At 60.5% G+C, this 19,083-nt stretch carries 12 protein-coding genes; 5 read left to right on the forward strand and 7 right to left on the reverse strand.

What is annotated here, in order from left to right; genetic code table 11:
* Positions 1–52: 52 nt before the first annotated feature.
* The 5 genes from J4E53_RS13355 (at position 53) to J4E53_RS13375 (ending at position 12,977) form a co-directional block, all read left to right on the forward strand.
* Positions 53–4,075, forward strand: a complete 4,023-nt coding sequence (locus J4E53_RS13355) for a hypothetical protein (protein ID WP_103308834.1) — start codon at positions 53–55, stop codon at positions 4,073–4,075.
* A gap of 60 nt (positions 4,076–4,135) precedes the next feature.
* Positions 4,136–5,062, forward strand: coding sequence for a hypothetical protein (locus J4E53_RS13360; protein WP_060741709.1), 927 nt, complete (start codon positions 4,136–4,138; stop codon positions 5,060–5,062).
* A complete protein-coding gene (locus tag J4E53_RS13365; protein WP_103308835.1) occupies positions 5,059–6,675 on the forward strand; it encodes a hypothetical protein in 1,617 nt (538 codons plus the stop codon). The genes J4E53_RS13360 and J4E53_RS13365 overlap by 4 nt, the downstream gene beginning before the upstream one ends.
* 25 nt (positions 6,676–6,700) lie before the next feature.
* Complete coding sequence (locus J4E53_RS13370) at positions 6,701–9,844, forward strand: hypothetical protein (RefSeq protein WP_146042620.1); 3,144 nt, start codon at positions 6,701–6,703, stop codon at positions 9,842–9,844.
* A gap of 169 nt (positions 9,845–10,013) precedes the next feature.
* Entirely contained in the window at positions 10,014–12,977 is a 2,964-nt protein-coding gene (locus tag J4E53_RS13375) for an Ig-like domain-containing protein (protein WP_109791097.1), read from the forward strand.
* A 78-nt stretch (positions 12,978–13,055) separates the two neighbouring features.
* Here J4E53_RS13375 and J4E53_RS13380 read toward each other — a convergent pair whose 3' ends face one another.
* The 7 genes from J4E53_RS13380 to J4E53_RS13410 all read right to left on the reverse strand — a co-directional run.
* Positions 13,056–13,925, reverse strand: coding sequence for an aldose 1-epimerase (locus J4E53_RS13380; protein ID WP_060741711.1), 870 nt, complete (start codon positions 13,923–13,925; stop codon positions 13,056–13,058).
* Between the two features lie 92 nt (positions 13,926–14,017).
* Entirely contained in the window at positions 14,018–15,298 is a 1,281-nt protein-coding gene (locus J4E53_RS13385) for a TRAP transporter large permease (protein WP_060741712.1), read from the reverse strand.
* Complete coding sequence (locus J4E53_RS13390) at positions 15,298–15,825, reverse strand: TRAP transporter small permease (protein ID WP_060741713.1); 528 nt, start codon at positions 15,823–15,825, stop codon at positions 15,298–15,300. The genes J4E53_RS13385 and J4E53_RS13390 overlap by 1 nt, the downstream gene beginning before the upstream one ends.
* Before the next feature lie 75 nt (positions 15,826–15,900).
* Positions 15,901–16,869, reverse strand: coding sequence for a TRAP transporter substrate-binding protein (locus J4E53_RS13395; RefSeq protein WP_060741714.1), 969 nt, complete (start codon positions 16,867–16,869; stop codon positions 15,901–15,903).
* Positions 16,870–16,927: 58 nt separating this feature from the next.
* Positions 16,928–17,833, reverse strand: a complete 906-nt coding sequence (locus J4E53_RS13400; RefSeq protein ID WP_060741715.1) for an SMP-30/gluconolactonase/LRE family protein — start codon at positions 17,831–17,833, stop codon at positions 16,928–16,930.
* Positions 17,834–17,875: 42 nt separating this feature from the next.
* A complete protein-coding gene (locus J4E53_RS13405; protein ID WP_060741716.1) occupies positions 17,876–18,697 on the reverse strand; it encodes an NAD(P)-dependent oxidoreductase in 822 nt (273 codons plus the stop codon).
* Between the two features lie 145 nt (positions 18,698–18,842).
* Positions 18,843–19,083: OprD family outer membrane porin (locus tag J4E53_RS13410; RefSeq protein WP_207268149.1), on the reverse strand; the 241-nt coding region annotated here is incomplete at its 5' end.

A 19,083-nucleotide genomic window follows, 5' to 3' on the forward strand; every position in this document is an offset into this window, starting at 1 on the left:
GCTCCACGTCATAAATCACTCCATCGTCCTTTCCGCGACCGGAGTGCCCGTCATGCTGACTCAACCGAAAAAAGACGTCTCAACGCTGGCCCTGCTTCCCCCGGACATCCCCGGGCGCACCGAGCAGGATCTGCCTTCGGGCGAGTGGGGCCTTAACTTCGCCGCGGTCCAGGGCAATTTTCCCAACAAGGGACTGAAGGTTTACATTCCGCCCTGGGCGACGCTCATGGACATCGGTGACAACGTCAAGTTGCTGTTGGACGGCGGGGTGGTCGATCAGCACACGATCACCGACGAGACCGAGCGCAATGAGCGCGTGACTTTGTGGGTCCCGCCAGGACGCTTGCAAACCGGTCCCCACGAGTTGACCTATGTGATCAAGCGACCCAGTCAGGCGGAGGAAACCTACACCCCGTCGGTCAGGCTTTACGTCAAGCTGGAACTGCCTGGAGGCCAGGACACCGACCCTGACCCCGGTTCACATTCCGAGTTGTACATGTACATCGACCCGGCGCTCGTCGAGGATGGCGTGGACCAGGACACCGCCGAAAATGGTGTCGACATCATCGTCCGGGCCAAGCCGGGCAGCCCGAGCCCGTTGCCCTATCCGAACATCGCCGAAGGCGACCTGATCCACTTGAGCTGGGGCGGCGCGCCGGTACCGTCCGCTCCGGTTACCCGGGAGCAGATCGACGACCCGGCCAGCTATCCCATCATCATTCACGTCAGCAAGGAAATCATTCGCGAGGAGGTAGGGGACTCGGGCCCCGAGGGCCTGGCGGTGTCCTTCAAGATCTACGACCTGGTGAACAATGTGTCCGAGGATTGGTGCCGGGAAATACGCCTGGTGGTCGACACCGGCAGTTCGCGGCTGGACGCGCCGATCCTCGAACAGGCCAACGGCAATGTGCTCGACCTGGACACGCTCGGCGATGAAGCACTCAAGCTTCAGGTATGGGCCGATGATATCGACTTATTCGAGAAGGACGATGTGATCATCCTGCGCGTCAAGGGCACCACCCTTGACGGTGACCCGGTAGAGGAGACGGTTCGCCATCCGATCGAAAAGAACCCGCCCGTCGTGGAGGTTGTGTTGTTGTCCAACAGCAGCGCCCGCGCCTTGGCCAAGACCCAGGCGGTGTTCTCCTACAAGCTGGAACGCAATGGCATCGTTATCCAACAGTCCAAGGGCCGCTTCGTCAACATCATCGGCGAGCCCACGGTCCTGGCAGCTCCCATTGCCGAAGATGCCCAGAGCGGTGCGCTCGATCCAGACCTGACCAGCACCCGCATCCGCATTCCCTTCGACGAGCGCATCGAGGAGGGCATGGCCATCGAACTCAAATGGTTCGGGACCCGTCCTGACCAAAGCAGCTACGAACCGGAGCTGGAGTGGTACTTCCCCAGCCGGGAGGAAGTCGAGTCCAAGGACGATTTCTTCATCACCGTCGAGGGCCGCCACCTCAAGACCCTTGAGGGCGGCACGCTGGACCTCTCCTACAATCTGCTCAGCGACGAAAACGGCGAGATCGTCAGGCGCGGCTCGCGACATGCGGCGCTCTTGAACGTGGGCGAACCACAATTCGAACTGGTCAAGGCCATCGTCGATGGGGAACAGGCCGGCGCATTGGAGCCGGGCGACCTGCCCAATGGCACCAGCAAGGTCACCTGTCCCGCCCCGGTGGAGAATCCGAGTAAACCTAATGACAGGGTAAGCTGGCAATTGCTCGATGCCCAAGGTGTGCAGTTGTTCGAGGACTCCAAGACCCTCAATGCACTGAGCGCCGGCAAGAAGGTTGAGTTTCCACTCGGTGCCGCCTTTGTGCAGCAATACTTCGAAGCCCACCGTGGTGAAGAGCTGACCGTCAAATACGACATCTGGCGGTCCGAGACGGGTAAATACAGCTACGCGAACCCCTTGGAGTTTGTGATTGGGGAAGCGCGACAACCGCTGCTCGACCCCGCCAAAGTCCGTGAGGCCGTCGATGATGTGCTGGATCCGGCCAACGCCCTCAACGGCGCCCATATCGACATTGAAGCCAATGACCCTGAAAACGCCGGCGATCATTTTTACGTGACATGGACCACCCAGGATGGCGTGCTTCGATTCGAAGATGACAAAAGCATCACCGGAAACATGCAGGGCAAGCCGGTCGAGTTTCCGGTGCCTCGCAGCGCCGTGCTGGCCAGCGTGGATCAAATCGTCACGATCAGCTATCGGGTGGAGTTGTTCGAAGGTGGAGAAGCGCCCGGGGAGGATTACCAACTGCTGGTAGAGGAGCAGATGTTTGCACTGCCCATCGCTACGTTCAAGGAAGCGACAGGCGAGCAAGAGGACCAACTCAACCCTGACCGTGTCTACCCCAATGGCGCCACTGTCGTCATCAAGGCATCGGCGCTGCTGAAGACCGATGATGAAATTACCGTGACGGTCGTAGGGCAGAGCACGACCCGCTACCCACACACCGTCCTGCCTTCGGAAGCCGACAAGGAGCTGTCATCGATCAAGGTTCCTTACGCGGTGATCAACGCCAATGACGGCAACAGCATCTCCCTGAGTTATACGGTGGTACGCAAGGCCGGTGGGACAGACGGGCCGTCCACCCCCAGCGTGTACGATGTCCGCAAGGTGGTTGGGTCTGGAGCCCTGAAGGTCATGGGCGCGCGCTACAACCGCAGCACCTACCGGGCCTCTGGCAGCAGTCGTGTCTTGAGCGCATTCAATGCCACCACTGGCCAGCCCATCCAGGCACAGTGGAAATACGCCACGGGGGATCAATGGACGACGGCCGACATCTGGCGCGATTCCTCCCCGCATCAACCGCTACAGGTGCGCACGAGCGATGATCAACTGACGCTCAACCCGGCCAACATCATCGGTAACGGTATAGACACCACCGTGACCGGCCTGGCCGCCTTCGTTGCCCATCGCGATGTAGGCGACGTGTTGGGTTGGGGCAATGCCGGCTATGGCGGCGCCATTCCCCCCACGATCATCACCATGGACGACATCGTTGAAGTGAGCTGCACACGCAGCGCCTATGCGGGCCGTCGGTCCAACAGTGCCGTGGTGACCTGGGGCACTTCCGCCGAAGGCGGGCTCATGACCGGGATCGATCCGTTGAATTTCACCCAGGTCGTGGGCAATGCCACGGCGTTCGCCGGTTTGAAAAACACCCGCAAGGTCGTCGCCTGGGGCGTGGCGGCCGCCGGTGGGACGGTGCCCGAGGCGATCGGCAACTTGAGCGACGTCGTCGAAGTGATCGCCGGCGGACTGGCGTTCGCGGCCCTTCGGGAGACCGAACAAGTCGTGGCCTGGGGGGATGCCACGACCGGCGGAACGGTCCCGGCTGACATCGCAGGCTTCACCGATATCAAAACCGTCCTCGGTAATTACAATGCGTTTGCTGCCCACCGCCGTAATGGTCGAGTCGTGGCCTGGGGCAGTGCAACGGCGGGTGGCACCGTCCCGCCTGCCATCGCCGCGATGACCATCATCGAACTGAGCTGTGGCAATGCCCAGGCCTTCGCCGCCAGGAATGATCAGGGCCAGGTCGTCGCTTGGGGAGCTGAAGAGTATGGCGGCACAATCGACCCCTTGATTGGAGGATTGACGGACATTATCGAAGTCTGCTCCACCTGGCGCGCTTTCGCGGCACGCCGAGAGAACGGCCACGTAGTGGCCTGGGGCAGACCGGCGGAGGGTGGCGAGGTACCCGGGGATATCGCAGGCCTGGATGACATTGTCCAAGTGGCCGGCTCGTCGATGGCCTTTGCAGCCCTGCGAAAAAACGGCACGGTGGTGGCGTGGGGCAACGCAACGGTCGGCGGCGATACCTCGGCGGTGGTTGGGCAGTTGACGCAAGTTCAAGCGCTCTACAGCAACACCCACGGTTTCGTGGCACTGACCGCCGACGGTCGAGTGGTGACGTGGGGGCATGCCGGAGGAGGGGGCGATAGCAGCGCCGTGCAAGACAGGCTGGAGGGCAAGGTTTCCTACAAGGCCAACGCGTCCTCGAGGGGGAGGGCACTCAAAGCCAACCAGTTGGCCGGTATTGTCCGGCAATCCCTTTGACGCTTGGACGTCTGGCGGGCCGCGGCTGCGCCGGACGTCATTCCTTCAGGAACCATCGACATGCCAGTCACTTTGGATTTGCAAGAACCTTCCGTGGACGAAGCACCGGGAAACGTGTTGGATCCGCAGAGCCTTCCGCCCGAAGGCGCGACGGTCCGGGTCAAGGCCTATGATCCGATGAAGTTCCGAGACAACGTCATGTTGCATTTTCATGGCGAACTCATCGACTTCATTCCAATCAGCGCCGGTGCGGTGGACCGTGATGTGGAATTTCCCGTGGGTGCTCAAACATTCATCGATCACGCCCAGGACAATGTTGTGCTGGTGCACTACGAGGTGCAGTTCGAAGGCGTCGGCACACCGCAGAAATCCGGGGTCCTGACATTGAGATTGAGCGCCGGCTTCGAAGACGATGCCATGCTCGACCTGAGCGACAGGAATTACATCGCCGCCGTTGAGAAACCACCCCTGCAAGTCCCCGATTTCGCGCACCTGACCCGCGTGGCGGAGTGGGGCAATGCGCCCTACACATACAGCAGCAGCGACCTGCAAATCGCCAGTGTCGATGAGCACAGCGGTCAGATCACCGTTCGCCGCAACGGTCAATGCACCATCAGCGCCACCGACAGCAGCACACCGCAGCAAACCCAAAGCTTTTCGCTGACGGTCAGGGGTATTCGGGAACTGCATTTCCTGACCCATGATGCTCACTGGGACGGCATGCAAAACGCTTGTACGGCGGCGGGGCTTGAGCCCGTGACGCTGGCGCAGATCAAGCAGTTCTGGACGCTGTACAGGGCTGGCTTGCCGCAAGGCGAGGGTGTGGGAACCTATCTGGGCTGGCTGAACTATCCCATCTGGACTGGCACCCTGGTGGGAGCTGGAACGGCATGGCACTACGACCTCAATGGCGACTCGGTCAACGACAACGCCAGCAGTTCGGACCTCCAGACACACCATCAGGCGGTAGGTATTTCCCGGCCATGAACACGCGTACGGGCCACCTGATGCTTGCGCTGCTGTTATCGATTGCCGCGTTGGCGGCTATGACGGTTAAGGCGGCGACGGGCCCTGAAGTGGCGCAACTGCTCAATCGTAATTTCCAGTTCACCCCTAGTGAATGTGCGGCGCAAAAACCCGCCCATGCTTGCAGCGGTGTATTGGCGCGGGGCAGTTCGCCAGGGCGATTCTGGGAGGTCGATCCGGTGTCGTCGCAACTGGGGGCACAAAGTTTCACCTACCTGCGCGCCGATCTGGGTACTCGCTCCCTGGCGCAACCCAACGGGGTACTGCTCAGCGACGGGTTCACCGCCATCAGCCAGGGCAAGACGCTGGATGTACTGTGCGCCTATCCTTTCCCATTCACCCTGCAAGCCAACCGTCCCGACTTTGGTTGCGGCTGGATCGCGGCCAATGCCACGGCGGACTCTTCCTCGTGTGCGGTCCAAGGCGTCAGCGATGCCCAAGGCTGGCTCGAACATTTCCGCCGGCAAAACCAGCAACCCACGGCCCAATGCTCCTTGAGTAGCCTGGAACCTGAACCGTTCAAGGCCAGCCTGGTGGCCCACGAAGGCCTCGACAGCACCTGGTCGGTTAAGCCCATGCAAGTCCAGGTCAGGAACTGGGATGCCAGCGCGCCGAGGCAGATGCCGATGCTCGGCCTGTTCTACGACGTCACCCAGGCCGGCGCCTTGCTCGGTGCATTGAAGGATCAACGTGACTATTTCAACGCCACGGGGGATTGGTTGCCGATCCTGCGCATGGACTTGAGCCGGGCGCCGGAGGCGGTGTTCGGTTTCAATCTTCAGGATCAGTTGTACATCGGCCATCAGGTTGCCGCGAAGATGAATGCGCGTTTCGACGCCACTGCCGCAACCTGCCGGGATGAACAGCCGGCGTTCAAATGCAATGGGGTTTTGATTCGGGCTGCGGACGCATCCCCCAATTTTCACGCTTGGAACCCAAGCGACAATTCGATTGGACGCAACGGGATTTCATTTTCCTACATCAGAGCCGATGTCGGCACTGTACGGTTGGCGGGTACGCAGGGGTACACGCTCAAGGAAACTTTTGCACCGACAGGTCATCCGGTGACCCTGCGCTGCGCTTACCCCGCCAATGCCGGGACCAATGCAATTCCCGACAGCTGTCGCGCCAGTTGCAGGTCCCTGGGGGTCATTACCGTCGCAGCCTGGCGCTCAAGATATGCCAGCACCCCACACACCAGCTGTGCTTTTGAAATGACGCCCGGGGCTTTTCAGCTCAGCGTCGACGTGCGTCAGTCCATCACTCATTCGTCCTATGTAGGCGCCTGGAACGAAATCATCATTGCGGTCTGGCCCAATGACATTCCCCGGGAGCTTCCCATCGAAGCGTTTTTCTACACGTCGGGAAATGCAACGGGGTTGGCCAATGCCAGATTCATCCAGCGTGACTATCTGGAGCAGACCGCGCTCTTCCTGCCCATCGTGCGCTTGAACCTTGCCGCACCCCAGGTCCATCCATTTGCCTTCGACGCGCAGGATCAAACGGTCCAAGGCACATCGATGCAAACGCTGACCGAAGGCATCACACCCAATCCGAACCCCCAAGGATGGTGATGACTGAATGAAAAGGTATTCGGGCGTGCCCAGCCTGAAGTCGGAGCGATCTCATCGGATGACCCATGGAGCACCGATCATGCCGTTAATCCGCACCCTGGCACTTGTCCTGCTGTTCGTGGGAGGACCGGCGCTTGCCATCACTGGCCCGGAAGTCGCGCAATTGCTCAACAGTCGCTACCAGAACACCGCGACGCAATGCGTGGGCAACAACCCGGCGTACTTCTGCAGCGGTGTGCTGGTGCGCGCAAGCCAAGGCGTGGACGAGTTCTGGAAACACGGCGCGGTGTCCGCTCAGTCAGGCGCCGAGGGTTTCGCCTACCTGCGGGCCGATCTGGACACCCGCGGGCTGACGCAGGCAAACGGCGTGATCTTTACCGATCAGTTCACCGCCATCGGCCAGGGCAAAACCCTCGACGTGTTGTGTGCCTATCCCTTCGAGATGACCCTTGCAGGCAACCGCCCTGACCATGGCTGTGGCCTGCCAGCGGCGACCGTCGCCACACAAGACGTCAGCTCATGCGCCGCGCTAGGGATTGGCGATGCTCCTGGTTGGCTCGCCCATTTTCAGCAACAGGACCAGCAATCCGAACGCCAATGCTCGCTGAGCAGCCGCGATCCGGCACAGTTCAAGGCCAGCCTGGTGGCCCATCAAATGATCGATGACACGTGGTCGGCCAAGCCAAATTTGCTGTTGGTCAGGAACTGGGATGCCCAGGCTCCCAAGCAGATGCCGTTGCATGGCCTGTTTTATGAGTCGACAAAAACCGGGGCACTGCTGGGGGCGCAAAAGGATCAGCGCGACTACTTCAACGCCACGGGGGATTGGTTGCCGATCCTGCGGATGGACCTGACCCAGGCACCGGATGCGGTGTTTGGCTTCAATCAGCAGGACCAGCTCTACATCGGCTATCAGGTCGCGTCGAGGCTCAATGCCCGCTATGCAGATACCGCCATGGCCTGTCCCGGCGATACGCCAGCCTATAACTGCAACGGCGTGCTGATTCGAACCACCGACGCTTCATCGGCGTTCCATGCATGGAACCCCAGTGACGGTTCCATAAGCCGCAATGGTGTTTCATTTTCCTATATGCGGACGGATGTGTATTTGTCCAGACTCGCCTGGGCCAAGAACCAGGGGCTGATCATGAAGGAGCTGGCAGCCCCCACCGGGTACCCGCTCAAGGTCCGTTGTGCTTACCCCTATGACGGCGCCACGTTTTATCGCTCGAGCAGTTGCAACGAACACACCGGCGCACCGCAAGTAAGCACGCCCTGCGCCGACCAGGGCATTACGACTGAACAGCAATGGCTAGCGCATTTTAATGCGCTGGCCAGCAAATTTACGTCCTGCAGCTTCACAGGCGAAACACTGCCCTTTGCTGTGAGCCTCAAGGCCAGGGCATTACTGGATATTGCGGTGCAAAGGGGGCAACACAATGAACTCATCATTGCCAATTGGCCCCAGAACATTGGTGAACAACTGCCGCTTGAAGCCTTCTTTTACGTCGCTGAAGTGGCCAAGCCCAACGCAGTGTTCTTTCAGCGCGATTACTTCCAGCAGACCGGGCGCTACCTGCCGATCATGCAGGTGGATCTTGCCGCAACGGATGGCAAGGTCTTCACCTTCGATCCGCAGGATCTGGTGCTTCCCAAGCCGAAAATCCTGAAAGCCGCCCACAATGGCGAAGGACCTGAGTTGGACCTGAATCAGGTAACAGGTGGCGCCAGGCTGAACATCGACGGCTGGCCGCACATGGCGATAGATCAGTATGTATGGCTGCGCCTGAAGGGGGAAAAGACAGACGGTTCGCAACATGACTATCAAGTATGGGTAGCCCCGTCGCGGGTCACGCCGGTGGAGTACGATCGCGGCTATCTGTATACCGATATCCCCTACAGTTACCTGCAGGCGCTACGCGACGGCAGTACGCTCACGGTAGAGTTCAAGGTTGCGTTCACTTCGAGCACCGACGAGAACCTGGCTTTTCCTTTCCCGCTGCGCACCTATACCGTCAACGGGCAGGTCGTACCGCTGGCCCCTTCGGTGAAAGAAGCCGATGGCACGACCCTGAACCCGATCAATGCCACGGACTCGCTGAACATCGTGGTACCCGCCGACATCGCGCTGCTTCCCGATGACAAACTGAAGGTCACCTGGACCGGTGCGCCGGGAACACCTGCGGGTGGCTCCTATACCTCGGGCGAATCGTTGGTCAGCGCCGGGTTGGAGATTCCGATCCCTAACCGGGTGGTGGCCTTTAACCTGGGCAAATCGGTGAAGGTGTCCTATGAGGTCATTCGGGGCAACGAAGATCCCATCCCTTCGCCCGAACTCTCCCTGGCGGTGCAGCCCATCGCCCAGGCCGATCTGCAGGTGGCCAAGCCAAAGATATTGCAGGCGGCCAACGGTGGCGAGGGATCGGAGCTGGACATGAACACGTTGACCGGCAATGCCACCGTGCGTATCGACAGCTGGCCGCACATCGCGACAGGCCAGTACGTGTGGCTGCGCCTGACGGGCACGAAAACCGATGGTTCGGCCTATGAACGCACGCTCTGGGGGCAAGCCAATGGGAGCCGGGTTTCCGAGCAATGGGTCTTGGCTGGCTTCGCAACCAACACCGCATTGATTGGTGAACTGCGGGAGTTGCGCGACGGCAGTACCCTGACAGTGGAGTTCAAAGTCACCTTTGACCAAAGCACCGCCGAAGCCGAGGCGGTGACGTTCCCGTCGCGATCGTACACGGTCCGTGGGCAGCGGCTGCAGGATCACTACACCTCTTTTGAAGGTGGCAATACCCATGGTTGGTACGCGGGACAACTGTTTGAGGTCGTGCACGAGGCCGGCAACGACTTCGGGCGACTGGGATCGGGTCCGGGGGGCAGCGGAGCCGCTGGGATTGCACGCCTGCAACTGCCGTTGCAACCCGGAGTGCGCTATGAGATCAGCTTCGTTGGCCGTACGCCGTCGGGTGCCAATCCCTTGGTTTTCGCATCGAATTATTCAGCGGGGGAGACCATGCTCTATTTCAATCTTTCCAGTGATTGGGCGCCCTATTCAAAAGACTTCACCTTCAGTCAATTACCCGACTACGTGTTGTTTAGTTCGGGCTACAGCCAAGGAGGCATAGTAGACCTGGACAACATTCGTATACGCCAACCATAAGGTCCCGGGCGCCATGTGGTTCGTTGTCTGCCCTGACAATTCATCAACTATCTGCCCGTACCTGTAAGTTTTGACAGTAGACGGCCTCCCTAAAGCACGCGTTAATTCCCTTTCCATCGCGCCACCCGTTGTATCGGCACGCCCCTCGAACGCTGAGCCCAGGTGTCCCATGAACAAGCGATTTCCAGCACGTTATTCGCCTGAAAACCGTCCACTGGAAGGTCTTGATCCTCCATGGTTTCCCGGTTGGACCCAGCCTGTCGAGGACTACGATGGCGGTGTCCCGGCTCGGCTGGCGGAGGGTGGATTGCTCTGTGTCGTCGATCCCTGGACACAGATGGAAGTGGGCGACTCTTTCAAGTTCTACTGGAATGACACGACCACCCCCGTCTGGAGCACCGAAATCGACCTTGCTCAAAAAAATCAGCAACTGGTGTTCCGCATTGAGGAGGGGCATATCGTTCGAGGCGACGCTTTTCCGGTGTTCTACAGTGTGCTGCGAGTAGGCGCCGCGCAGCCCGTGGAATCCCAGCCGCAGTGGAAACTGCTGGTCAAACTGGACCCGCCTGGTGGTTTCGATGAAGAGCAGGGCACCCCGGGACATTCGGGGCTGCGCTATTCGATTCCCCAGGACATCATCGATGACGGTGTTGGGCCGGGTGACACCGGCGGTGTACCGATTACCATCAAGCCTTACCGGTTCATGCGTCGTAACGACCGGATCAACGTGGCTTGGGGTTCAAAGAACGTCTATCACACGGTGGCCGATGGTGAGGTGGAGCAGGAGATTACGATTACCGTGCCCCTGGATGTCATCGAGCAGAACGGTGACAGCGACGCTGTTGCTGTTGCCTACCAGGTGGTGGATGAGTGCGGCAACTACCCTGGCGGGTACTGGCGTTGGTCGGCGGCGACCCAGATTCTGGTCGATTTGAACAACAACCGGCTCGATCCGCCGATGGTGCTGGTCAACGATATGCCTGTCGAGGAAGTTGACCTTGAAGTGTTGGCTGGAAATCCCGTCATCGTTCGTGTGAATACCAACCGCTATGAACATGCCGTTGGCGATATTTTGCGCTTGACCTGGCGCGGCACTTCCGCCGACGGTTTCCCGGTGGACGTTGGGCCTCTCGAGGAAACGGTCGAGGCCATTCCCTATTCCTACAACTTCACCATTCCTTATGAAGATGTGGCCGCCATCGCTCGAGGCCGGGCTTCGGTGGAGTATGTGCGGATCAGAAGCGGTGAAGACGATCGTCCTTCGAAGAGCAAGGCCGTGACCGTGGTCGGCGATTATCGTCGTTATGGCCCACCCGGTATTGTCGAGGCCACTGGTAATACACTTGATCCGGACCTGAACTTCTATACCTTGTCCGTCCCTGACTATGCGGGGCGCAGCCCCGGCGATCGGATCATCATCGTGTGCGAAGGCCTCACTGCCTCCGATCATCCGACTTACTACGACGTTCCTGTCATCGTGGCCGGGGAGGTGGCAGGCGAACCGGTGCTGGGAAACTTGCCCAAGGCACAGGTCAAGCGCCTGGATGGCGGTTCGCTCAAGGTTTATTACAGCGTGAACGGTCAACCCGATTCGGATGTCTTGGAACTGACCGTGGGTGTCGCGGCGCCTTCGCTGCCCATCCCGACCGTCGTTGAAGCCCCGGACGATATGCTGGACCCGGACGAGGTCAACCCGGCCATCGGGGCCAATGTTATCGTGCCTTATACCGTCACCGTGCGCGATGATGTAGTCGTGCTGCGTTGGCGGGGCTCGTCCAGCAATGCCCCGGACGCTTCAAGAACCTTGAACGCGAACACGGCAGGCAAGCCAGTGCCTTTTACCGTGCCGTTCACCTATGTGAGCGGCAACCTGAACGGGACGGTGGATGTCAGCTATTCCATTACCCGGGGCACCTCCTTGCTGGGCAATTCTATCGTCCGACACCTGAGGGTCGGCTCGGCTCAACTGATCGATCCAACCATCGACTCGGCCAAGGACCCGCATCAAGCCTCAATCGCCAATGGCGGGTATACCGTCGAGACCAGCGTCACCCTCAGTGGCAAGGCGGCGAAGGCCCAGAGGGTGGAGATTTACGAAGGCGACAACTTGAAGGGCACCGCCGAGGCCAATGGCGATGAGGACTGGAGCTTGACTGTCAGCGGCTTGAGCGTGGCCCCCCATATCTTTGTCGCCAAGGCACTCTACGGCGACAATCCAATATCCGGTGCTTGGGGAATCAATGTGGTTGCCGTCACACCGCCGACGATCACGTCGATCAGGGATCCGCATCAGGCCCCAATCGCCAACGGCGGCTATACCCTCGCCACCAGTATCACCCTGAGCGGTAGGGCCTCCATGGGCATGCAGGTACAGATTTTCGACAACGCCGACCTGAAAGGCACTGCCGATGTCGATGGCTACGGTGATTGGAGTCTGTCACTGAGCGGGCTCGCCGAGGGTGCCCATATCCTCAACGCCAAGGCGCTGTATAGCGATCATCCAGAGTCCAATTATTGGGGAATCAATGTAGCGCAGGCACTGGTGATCGATACCAGCCCCGTGTACCTCAACGGGTTCTTCCTGTACATCGGACAACCACGAACCGCCACGCCCATGCCTGCTGGAACGACAGTGACTCGTACCCCCATAACGGGGAACCCCGGATACACGTACTACACGTCAAACGCTGATGTCGCCCGCGTGGATGGCTACGGTACGGTCGAGGGATGGGCTAACGGACAGGCGACGATTACGGTCGCCGATGCTTCTGGGCAAACAGCCGCCTATACGGTGATCCGATCGAACGCCTGGACGATGGCCATGATCGGAACCATTACAGGGGGTGAAGCGGCCAACTGGGCGAACTCCCAAGGGGCGGCGAATTCATTCGCCCAGCCGCCACGTCCGGACGGCGGCACCATGGAAGCCATTCGAACGTACTACGTCGTACCCACGGGTTTTAACTACAGGCATTGGACCGGCGCCTTCGAGAACGGTAATCCCCTATGGCCACTTTGGGCGAACCCCTACACGGGAGAGATCGGAACGCAGGCGATACAGGATTATCTGGGCGCCTACTGTCGGATACCCTATGGCTCGGGCCAGATAATGGCGAGTGCTCCGGAGTCATGACAGGCGCCTGCCTTTTGACCTACGCCAGTCGATACGGACCTCAATCTATGGTGTGGAAGTCAATGCAACCTCGGATGATCATAGCAACCGGCACTGCATCGAAAACCCCAGCGCCACCGATTGCCCTTGCTCCAGCAGGCGCAACCCTGGCCGCCCAGGCAGGTGGTGGGCGTTGACCGGGTGACTGACCGGTTCAATGCAAAAGAAATCCAGGCCCACGGGGCAGTACAGCAGGAAGTAATCGCAGCCGCTGGCCTGGCACGCCAGCTCGTAACCCAGGTCCGGCTGTTGGATCAGGCAATGCCCGTTCCAGCCACCGAAGCCGTTGTCCACGAGGGTGTCCGGCAGTAAGCGGGCCTCCTGGAAGTTCCAGTGTTCGGGCAGGTCGATCCGTTCCGTCGGCAGTTTCGTGGCGTCGCATAGCCAGGCTTCGCTCGCCCGGGTTTGCAGGCGCGTGCCGGCGGTGCGCGGGAAGTATGGGTGCAGGCCGAGGCCATGCCACGCCGGCTGTTTCGCCGTGTGGGTGACGAGCATCGCGATTTGCAACTGGCCGCCGCGCAAGCGGACACGCAAACTGGCGCAATAACCGAACGGGTGCTGACTGTCGAGTTGCAGCAGCGCTTCCTGGGCATTCTGTTCGGTCACTTGCCACGGTTGCTGCCAGGCGCTGCCATGGATGGGGAACGGGTCGTTGGGGCTGTTGGCCTCCAGGGCCAGCCAGCCGCCAGGGCAATCGAAACCGCCGTGGGCGATCCGGTTCGACCAGGGGATCAATGGGAAGCCACCGAGCTTGCCGGGCAGGCCGTTTTCCAGGGCTTGCGGCGCGGGTGGGCGTAGCAGTGGGGCGCCGCTGCTGCGCAAGGTCCAGTCCACCAGGCTGGCGCCCAGGTGCGGGGCCAGCGTGAGGCGGGTCAGTTCGTCTTCGAGGTGCAGAAGAGGTGGGGTCATGGTGGTTGTCTGCTGGATTGAAAAGCAGTGAGGAAATGCAGATTTTGTGTGGACGCTGTTGTGGCGAGGGAGCTTGCTTGCTGATGGAATGGTTACAACACCAGGTGCGGCAACCACAGCGACAGGGCTGGCACATAGGTCACGAGCATCAGCACCAGGAACAGCACGGCGTAGAACGGCAGCAGTGCCTTGACCGTGCTTTCGATACTGACCTTGCCGATGGCGGAGCCGACGAACAGCACCGCCCCCACGGGTGGCGTTATCAGCCCGATGCCCAGGTTCACCAGCATGATCATGCCGAACTGCACCGGGTCCACGCCGATGCCGACGATAACCGGCATCAGGATCGGCGTGAGGATCAGGATCAGCGGCGCCATATCCATCACGGTGCCCAACAGCAGCAACATCACGTTGATGCACATCAGGATCACGTAGCGGTTGTCCGACAGGGTCAGGAACATCGTGGTGATCTTCGCCGGGATCTGCATCAGCGTCATGATGTAGCCGAAGCTGGCGGCGAAGCCGATCAGGATCATCACGATGGAGATGGTGCGCACGGTGCGGTGCATCAGCTTCGGCAGTTCACGCCACTTGTAGTCGCGGTAGATGAACATGGTCACGAAGAACGACCACAGCACCGCGATGGCCGCCGATTCGGTGGCGGTGAAGATGCCCGACAGGATGCCGCCGAGGATGATCACCATCGCCATCAGGCCCCACAGGGCTTCGCCGACGATTTTCAACGCCTGGCGCATCGGGATCACTTCGCCCTTGGGGTAGTTGCGCTTTTTCGCGAAGATCAGGCACAACACCATCAGGCACGCGCTCATCAGCAAGCCTGGCACGATGCCCGCCATGAACAGCGAGGCAATCGAGACCGTACCGCCGGCAGCCAGGGAGTAGAGCACCGAGTTATGGCTTGGCGGGGTGAGCAGGGCTTGCACCGAACCGCTGACGGTCACGGCGGTGGAAAAGTCCCGTGGATAGCCCTTGCGTTCCATTTCCGGGATCAGCACCGAGCCCACCGACGCGGTGTCGGCCACTGACGAACCGGAGATCGCGCCGAAGAAGGTCGAGGCGACGATGTTGACCAGTGACAGGCCACCACGCACAAAACCCACCAGCACCCCGGCACACGCCACCAAGCGGCGGGACATGCCGCCCTCGGCCATGATCGCACCGGCCAGCACGAAGAACGGAATGGCCAACAGGGAGAACTTGTTCACCCCGCCCGCCACCTGGATCATCACGGCCTGGAACGGGATGTCGATCCACCACGCCCCGATCAGGGCGGCAGCGCCCAAGGCGTAGGCGACCGGCATGCCGATCAGGATCAACACGATAAAACTGCCCAGCAGTATCAGAGCGTCCATTAAGCGGCACCTTCACTTTCTTCAACCAGGTCGAACTGCACGACCCGCCGTTTGCTCTGGTCACCGAGCAAGAGTTTTTCCAGGACGAAAACCAGCGTCAGCAAGCCGCCCAGGGGAATCGGCAAATAGGTCACGCCAACTCGCAGGCCGGGCAGGGAAGCCATGAACTGGTTCCAGGTGGACATGCACAGCTTGAAGCCCCAGACCGTCATGAAGATGCAGATCAGGGCCATGAGCAATTGGGAAAAGATCGACGCCGCGGATTTCAGGTGCGGTGGCATGCGGTCGGTGAGCATGGCCACGGCCATGTGCGCACCGGCACGGTAACTGGCGGCGGCACCAATGAAGGTGAACACCATCATCAGCAGGATCGCCGTGGGCTCGGGCCAGCTCGAGCCGGAGCCCAGCACGTAGCGGGCGAACACGCCCCAGGGAATCATCAGGGAAATCGCCAGGACGGAAAGGCCGGCAACCCAGATGCACGTCATGTAGATCTTATCGTTGATACGCAGCAGCAAATTCTTCATCGGGTTCCACCGTAACCGGGCACGCCTTGGGCATCAGGCGTGCCGGGCCTTTTCATGAGTACAGAACGGGAGGCGTTACTGAACGGCTTCGATACGCTTGATCAGGTCGGCATAGGGCGCGCCGTACTTGGCCCGTACCGGTGCGGTGGCGTCGTAGAAGGGTTTTTTGTCGACCGTGATGAACTCGACACCCGCAGCCTTGAGTTTTTCTTCGCTGGCGGTGGACTTCTGGTCCCACAGCGCACGCTCTTCGGCCTGGGCAGCCTTGGCGGCTTTCCTGACCATCGTCTGTTGATCCGGGGTCAGTTTTTCCCAAGTGATTTTCGACATCACGATCGGCTCTGGCAGGATCAGGTGTCCGGTGAGGCTGTAGTACTTGGCGTTTTGGTAGTGGTTGTGTTCGAGCAGGGTCGGCGGGTTGTTTTCCGCGCCGTCGATCACGCCGGTCTGCAGGGCGCTGAAGATTTCACCGGTGTCCATCGCGATACCGTTGGCGCCCATGGCGTTCATCATCTCGATGAACATCGGGTTGCCTTGCACGCGGATCTTCATGCCCTTGAGGTCTTCGAGCTTGCGCACCGGCTTCTTGGTGTAGATGTTGCGCGTGCCGCCGTCCATCCAGGCCAGGGCCACCAGGCCGAACTCGGAATTGGTGATCCGGTCGAGGATCGCATCGCCCACATCACCGTCGATGACGGCGCGCATGTGGGCCTGGTCGCGGAAGATGAACGGCATGTTGAACACGTTCACATCCGGCACCACAGGACCGACGATACCCAGGCTGACCCGGGACATCTGTATCGCGCCGACTTGCATCTGCTCGATGACTTCCTTTTCGGAACCCAATACACCGCCTGGGAAGTATTTGAAGGTCAGCTCGCCGTTGGTCTCTTTGGTCAGGGTCTTGCCCATGCTTTCTTCGGCCATCACGGTGGGGTAGCCCTTGGGATGGATGTCGGCGATCTTGAGTTCAAGGGCATGGGCCGCCTGGGCCAGGAAAGCCAGGGGGAGGGCTGCGATCAGAAGCGTGCGTTTGAAATTCATGGTCAATCTCCAGTTTGTTGTTTTTTTTATGGCTCATTCAGCAAAGCGGTGAAGCAGATCATTTCGCGGCGTGTTTCAGCCCTCCGAAAACCGGTTCAGCCAGGCCCTTGACGCCGGGCTTGAGGGCGAACACACCACCGGCCAGGGACTGTGGGTCGTTGTCGTCGCCGGGGCGGATCGAGGTGACGAAGAGGGTGTCCAGGCGGCTGCCGCCAAAGGCGCACATGGTGGGTTTTTTCACCGGCACTTCCAGCGAGCGGTCGAGACGTCCATCGGGGGTGAAACGGTGAATCAGCCCAGCGTCGTTGGCGCAGATCCAGTAGCAACCGTCGGCGTCGACTGCCGCGCCGTCCGGGCGACCGGCCAGGGGCAGCATGTCGACGAACAGCCGCCGGTTGGATGGGGTGCCGCTGTCGATGTCGTAATCGAAAGCCCAGATCTGCTGGCTCAACGGGTGTGAATCGGAGAGGTACATCGTCCGCCCGTCCGGGCTGAAGCCCAGGCCATTGGGCACGATGAAACCGCTCAGTTGCGCCTCGACCGGGCTGCGTTGCCCGGCTTCATACCGGTACATCCGGCCCTCGTCGACGTTGGCGGCCATGTTCAGCACCATGCTGCCGGCCCAGAAGCGGCCCTGGCGGTCGCAACGGCCATCGTTGAGGCGCATGTCGACGCGGCTGTGCTCGACGCTCCCACAGAGTTCGCTGTCGAGGCTGCCGTCGTCATGGGGGTGCAGGCGGAAGAAACCGCTTTCCATGCCCGCGACCCAGCCGCCGTCCTGGTGACGGGCAATGCAGGCAAGCATTTCGGGGGCTTCCCAGCCCTGGATTTTTCCGCTGCTGGCATTCCAGCGTTGCAGGCCACCGCTGGGGATGTTCACCCAATACAGGGCGTTTTCCTCGGGGACCCACACCGGGCTCTCCCCGACGGCGTTGCGTGCATCGACAATCAATTCGGCTTGCATGGTGATTCCTTTGTACGTTCGTATCCCATGGAAACAGGCCAATCAGTCGTCGAACGGGCCGGCTGCGACGAAGGCACCGCCCTGGTAGATCCTGGCCGGGTCGTCGGCGGCTGGCATTGGCTGGGCTTCGATCTTGTCGCGGAAAATCTCGGAAGTGTCCTTGGGTTGGTAACCCAGGTGCGCGGCGTGGCTGTTGTCCCACCAGACGTCGCGGTTGGCGGACACGCCATAGACCACGGTGTGGCCGACCTTGGGCGTGTAGAGCGAGCATTCGAGCAGTTGGGTGAGGTCGTCGAAGCTCAGCCAGGTGCTCATCATCCGGCGGTTCTGTGGCTCGGCGAACGACGAGCCGATGCGGATGCTCACGGTCTCGATGCCGTAGCGATCGAAGTAGAAACTGGCGACGTCTTCACCGTAGGACTTGGACAGGCCGTAGTAACCATCCGGGCGGCGCGGGGAGAGCGCATCGAGGGCCTCGTCCTGCTTGTAGAAGCCGATGACGTGGTTGGAACTGGCGAAGATCACGCGCTTGACGCCGTGCTTGCGGGCGGCTTCGTAGATGTGGAACACGCCACTGATGTTGGCGCCGAGGATCTCTTCGAACGGGCGCTCCACCGAAACACCCCCGAAATGCAGGATGGCATCGACACCTTCCACCAGTTGGTGCACGGCGTGCTTATCAGACAGGTCGCACGGCACCACTTCTTCGCTTTCATCGATGGCCGGGGCCATGTTGGCGATGTCCGACAGCCGGATGTGACGGGCGAAAGGCTTGAGGCGCTCGCGCAGGACTTTGCCCAGGCCGCCGGCGGCGCCGGTCAGCAGCAGGCGATTGAGGGGTTGGCGAATCGGTGTCGTCGTCATGGCATTACCTGAGCAAACAGTGAGTGATATCCGTTGTATAGGCCATATGACCGCGGGCAAAGGGTGACCTTTCCTTGTGGGAGCGAGCCTGCTCGCGAAGGCGCCAGCCCAGCCGCCCCCTCACCAGCAGACCCACCCAACCGCCTTACAACAAACTGATCGGATAGCTGATGAAAATACGGTTCTCATCGAATTCGTTGGTGCTGTAGTCCCGGCGCATTGTCGAGTTACGCCATTTCACGTTGAGGCTCTTCAACGCACCGCTCTGCACGGTGTAGGCCAGTTCGGTTTCGCGGCCCCATTCCTTGCCGTCGTCGACTGTGGCGGTGTGCACGTTGTCACCGCTGATGTAGCGGTTCATCAGGGTCAGGCCCGGCACGCCGACC

This window comes from Pseudomonas sp. FW305-28, assembly GCF_017351395.1.
Lineage (GTDB): Bacteria > Pseudomonadota > Gammaproteobacteria > Pseudomonadales > Pseudomonadaceae > Aquipseudomonas > Aquipseudomonas fluorescens_AA.

Excerpts from the sequence above, each read along its gene's own strand:
- J4E53_RS13405 (WP_060741716.1), bottom strand. The coding sequence starts at position 18,697 with ATGACGACGACACCGATTCGCCAACCCCTCAATCGCCTGCTGCTGACC.
- J4E53_RS13355 (WP_103308834.1), top strand. The coding sequence starts at position 53 with ATGCTGACTCAACCGAAAAAAGACGTCTCAACGCTGGCCCTGCTTCCC.
- J4E53_RS13365 (WP_103308835.1), top strand. The coding sequence starts at position 5,059 with ATGAACACGCGTACGGGCCACCTGATGCTTGCGCTGCTGTTATCGATT.
- J4E53_RS13395 (WP_060741714.1), bottom strand. The coding sequence starts at position 16,869 with ATGAATTTCAAACGCACGCTTCTGATCGCAGCCCTCCCCCTGGCTTTC.
- J4E53_RS13375 (WP_109791097.1), top strand. The coding sequence starts at position 10,014 with ATGAACAAGCGATTTCCAGCACGTTATTCGCCTGAAAACCGTCCACTG.
- J4E53_RS13380 (WP_060741711.1), bottom strand. The coding sequence starts at position 13,925 with ATGACCCCACCTCTTCTGCACCTCGAAGACGAACTGACCCGCCTCACG.
- J4E53_RS13385 (WP_060741712.1), bottom strand. The coding sequence starts at position 15,298 with ATGGACGCTCTGATACTGCTGGGCAGTTTTATCGTGTTGATCCTGATC.
- J4E53_RS13390 (WP_060741713.1), bottom strand. The coding sequence starts at position 15,825 with ATGAAGAATTTGCTGCTGCGTATCAACGATAAGATCTACATGACGTGC.
- J4E53_RS13400 (WP_060741715.1), bottom strand. The coding sequence starts at position 17,833 with ATGCAAGCCGAATTGATTGTCGATGCACGCAACGCCGTCGGGGAGAGC.
- J4E53_RS13360 (WP_060741709.1), top strand. The coding sequence starts at position 4,136 with ATGCCAGTCACTTTGGATTTGCAAGAACCTTCCGTGGACGAAGCACCG.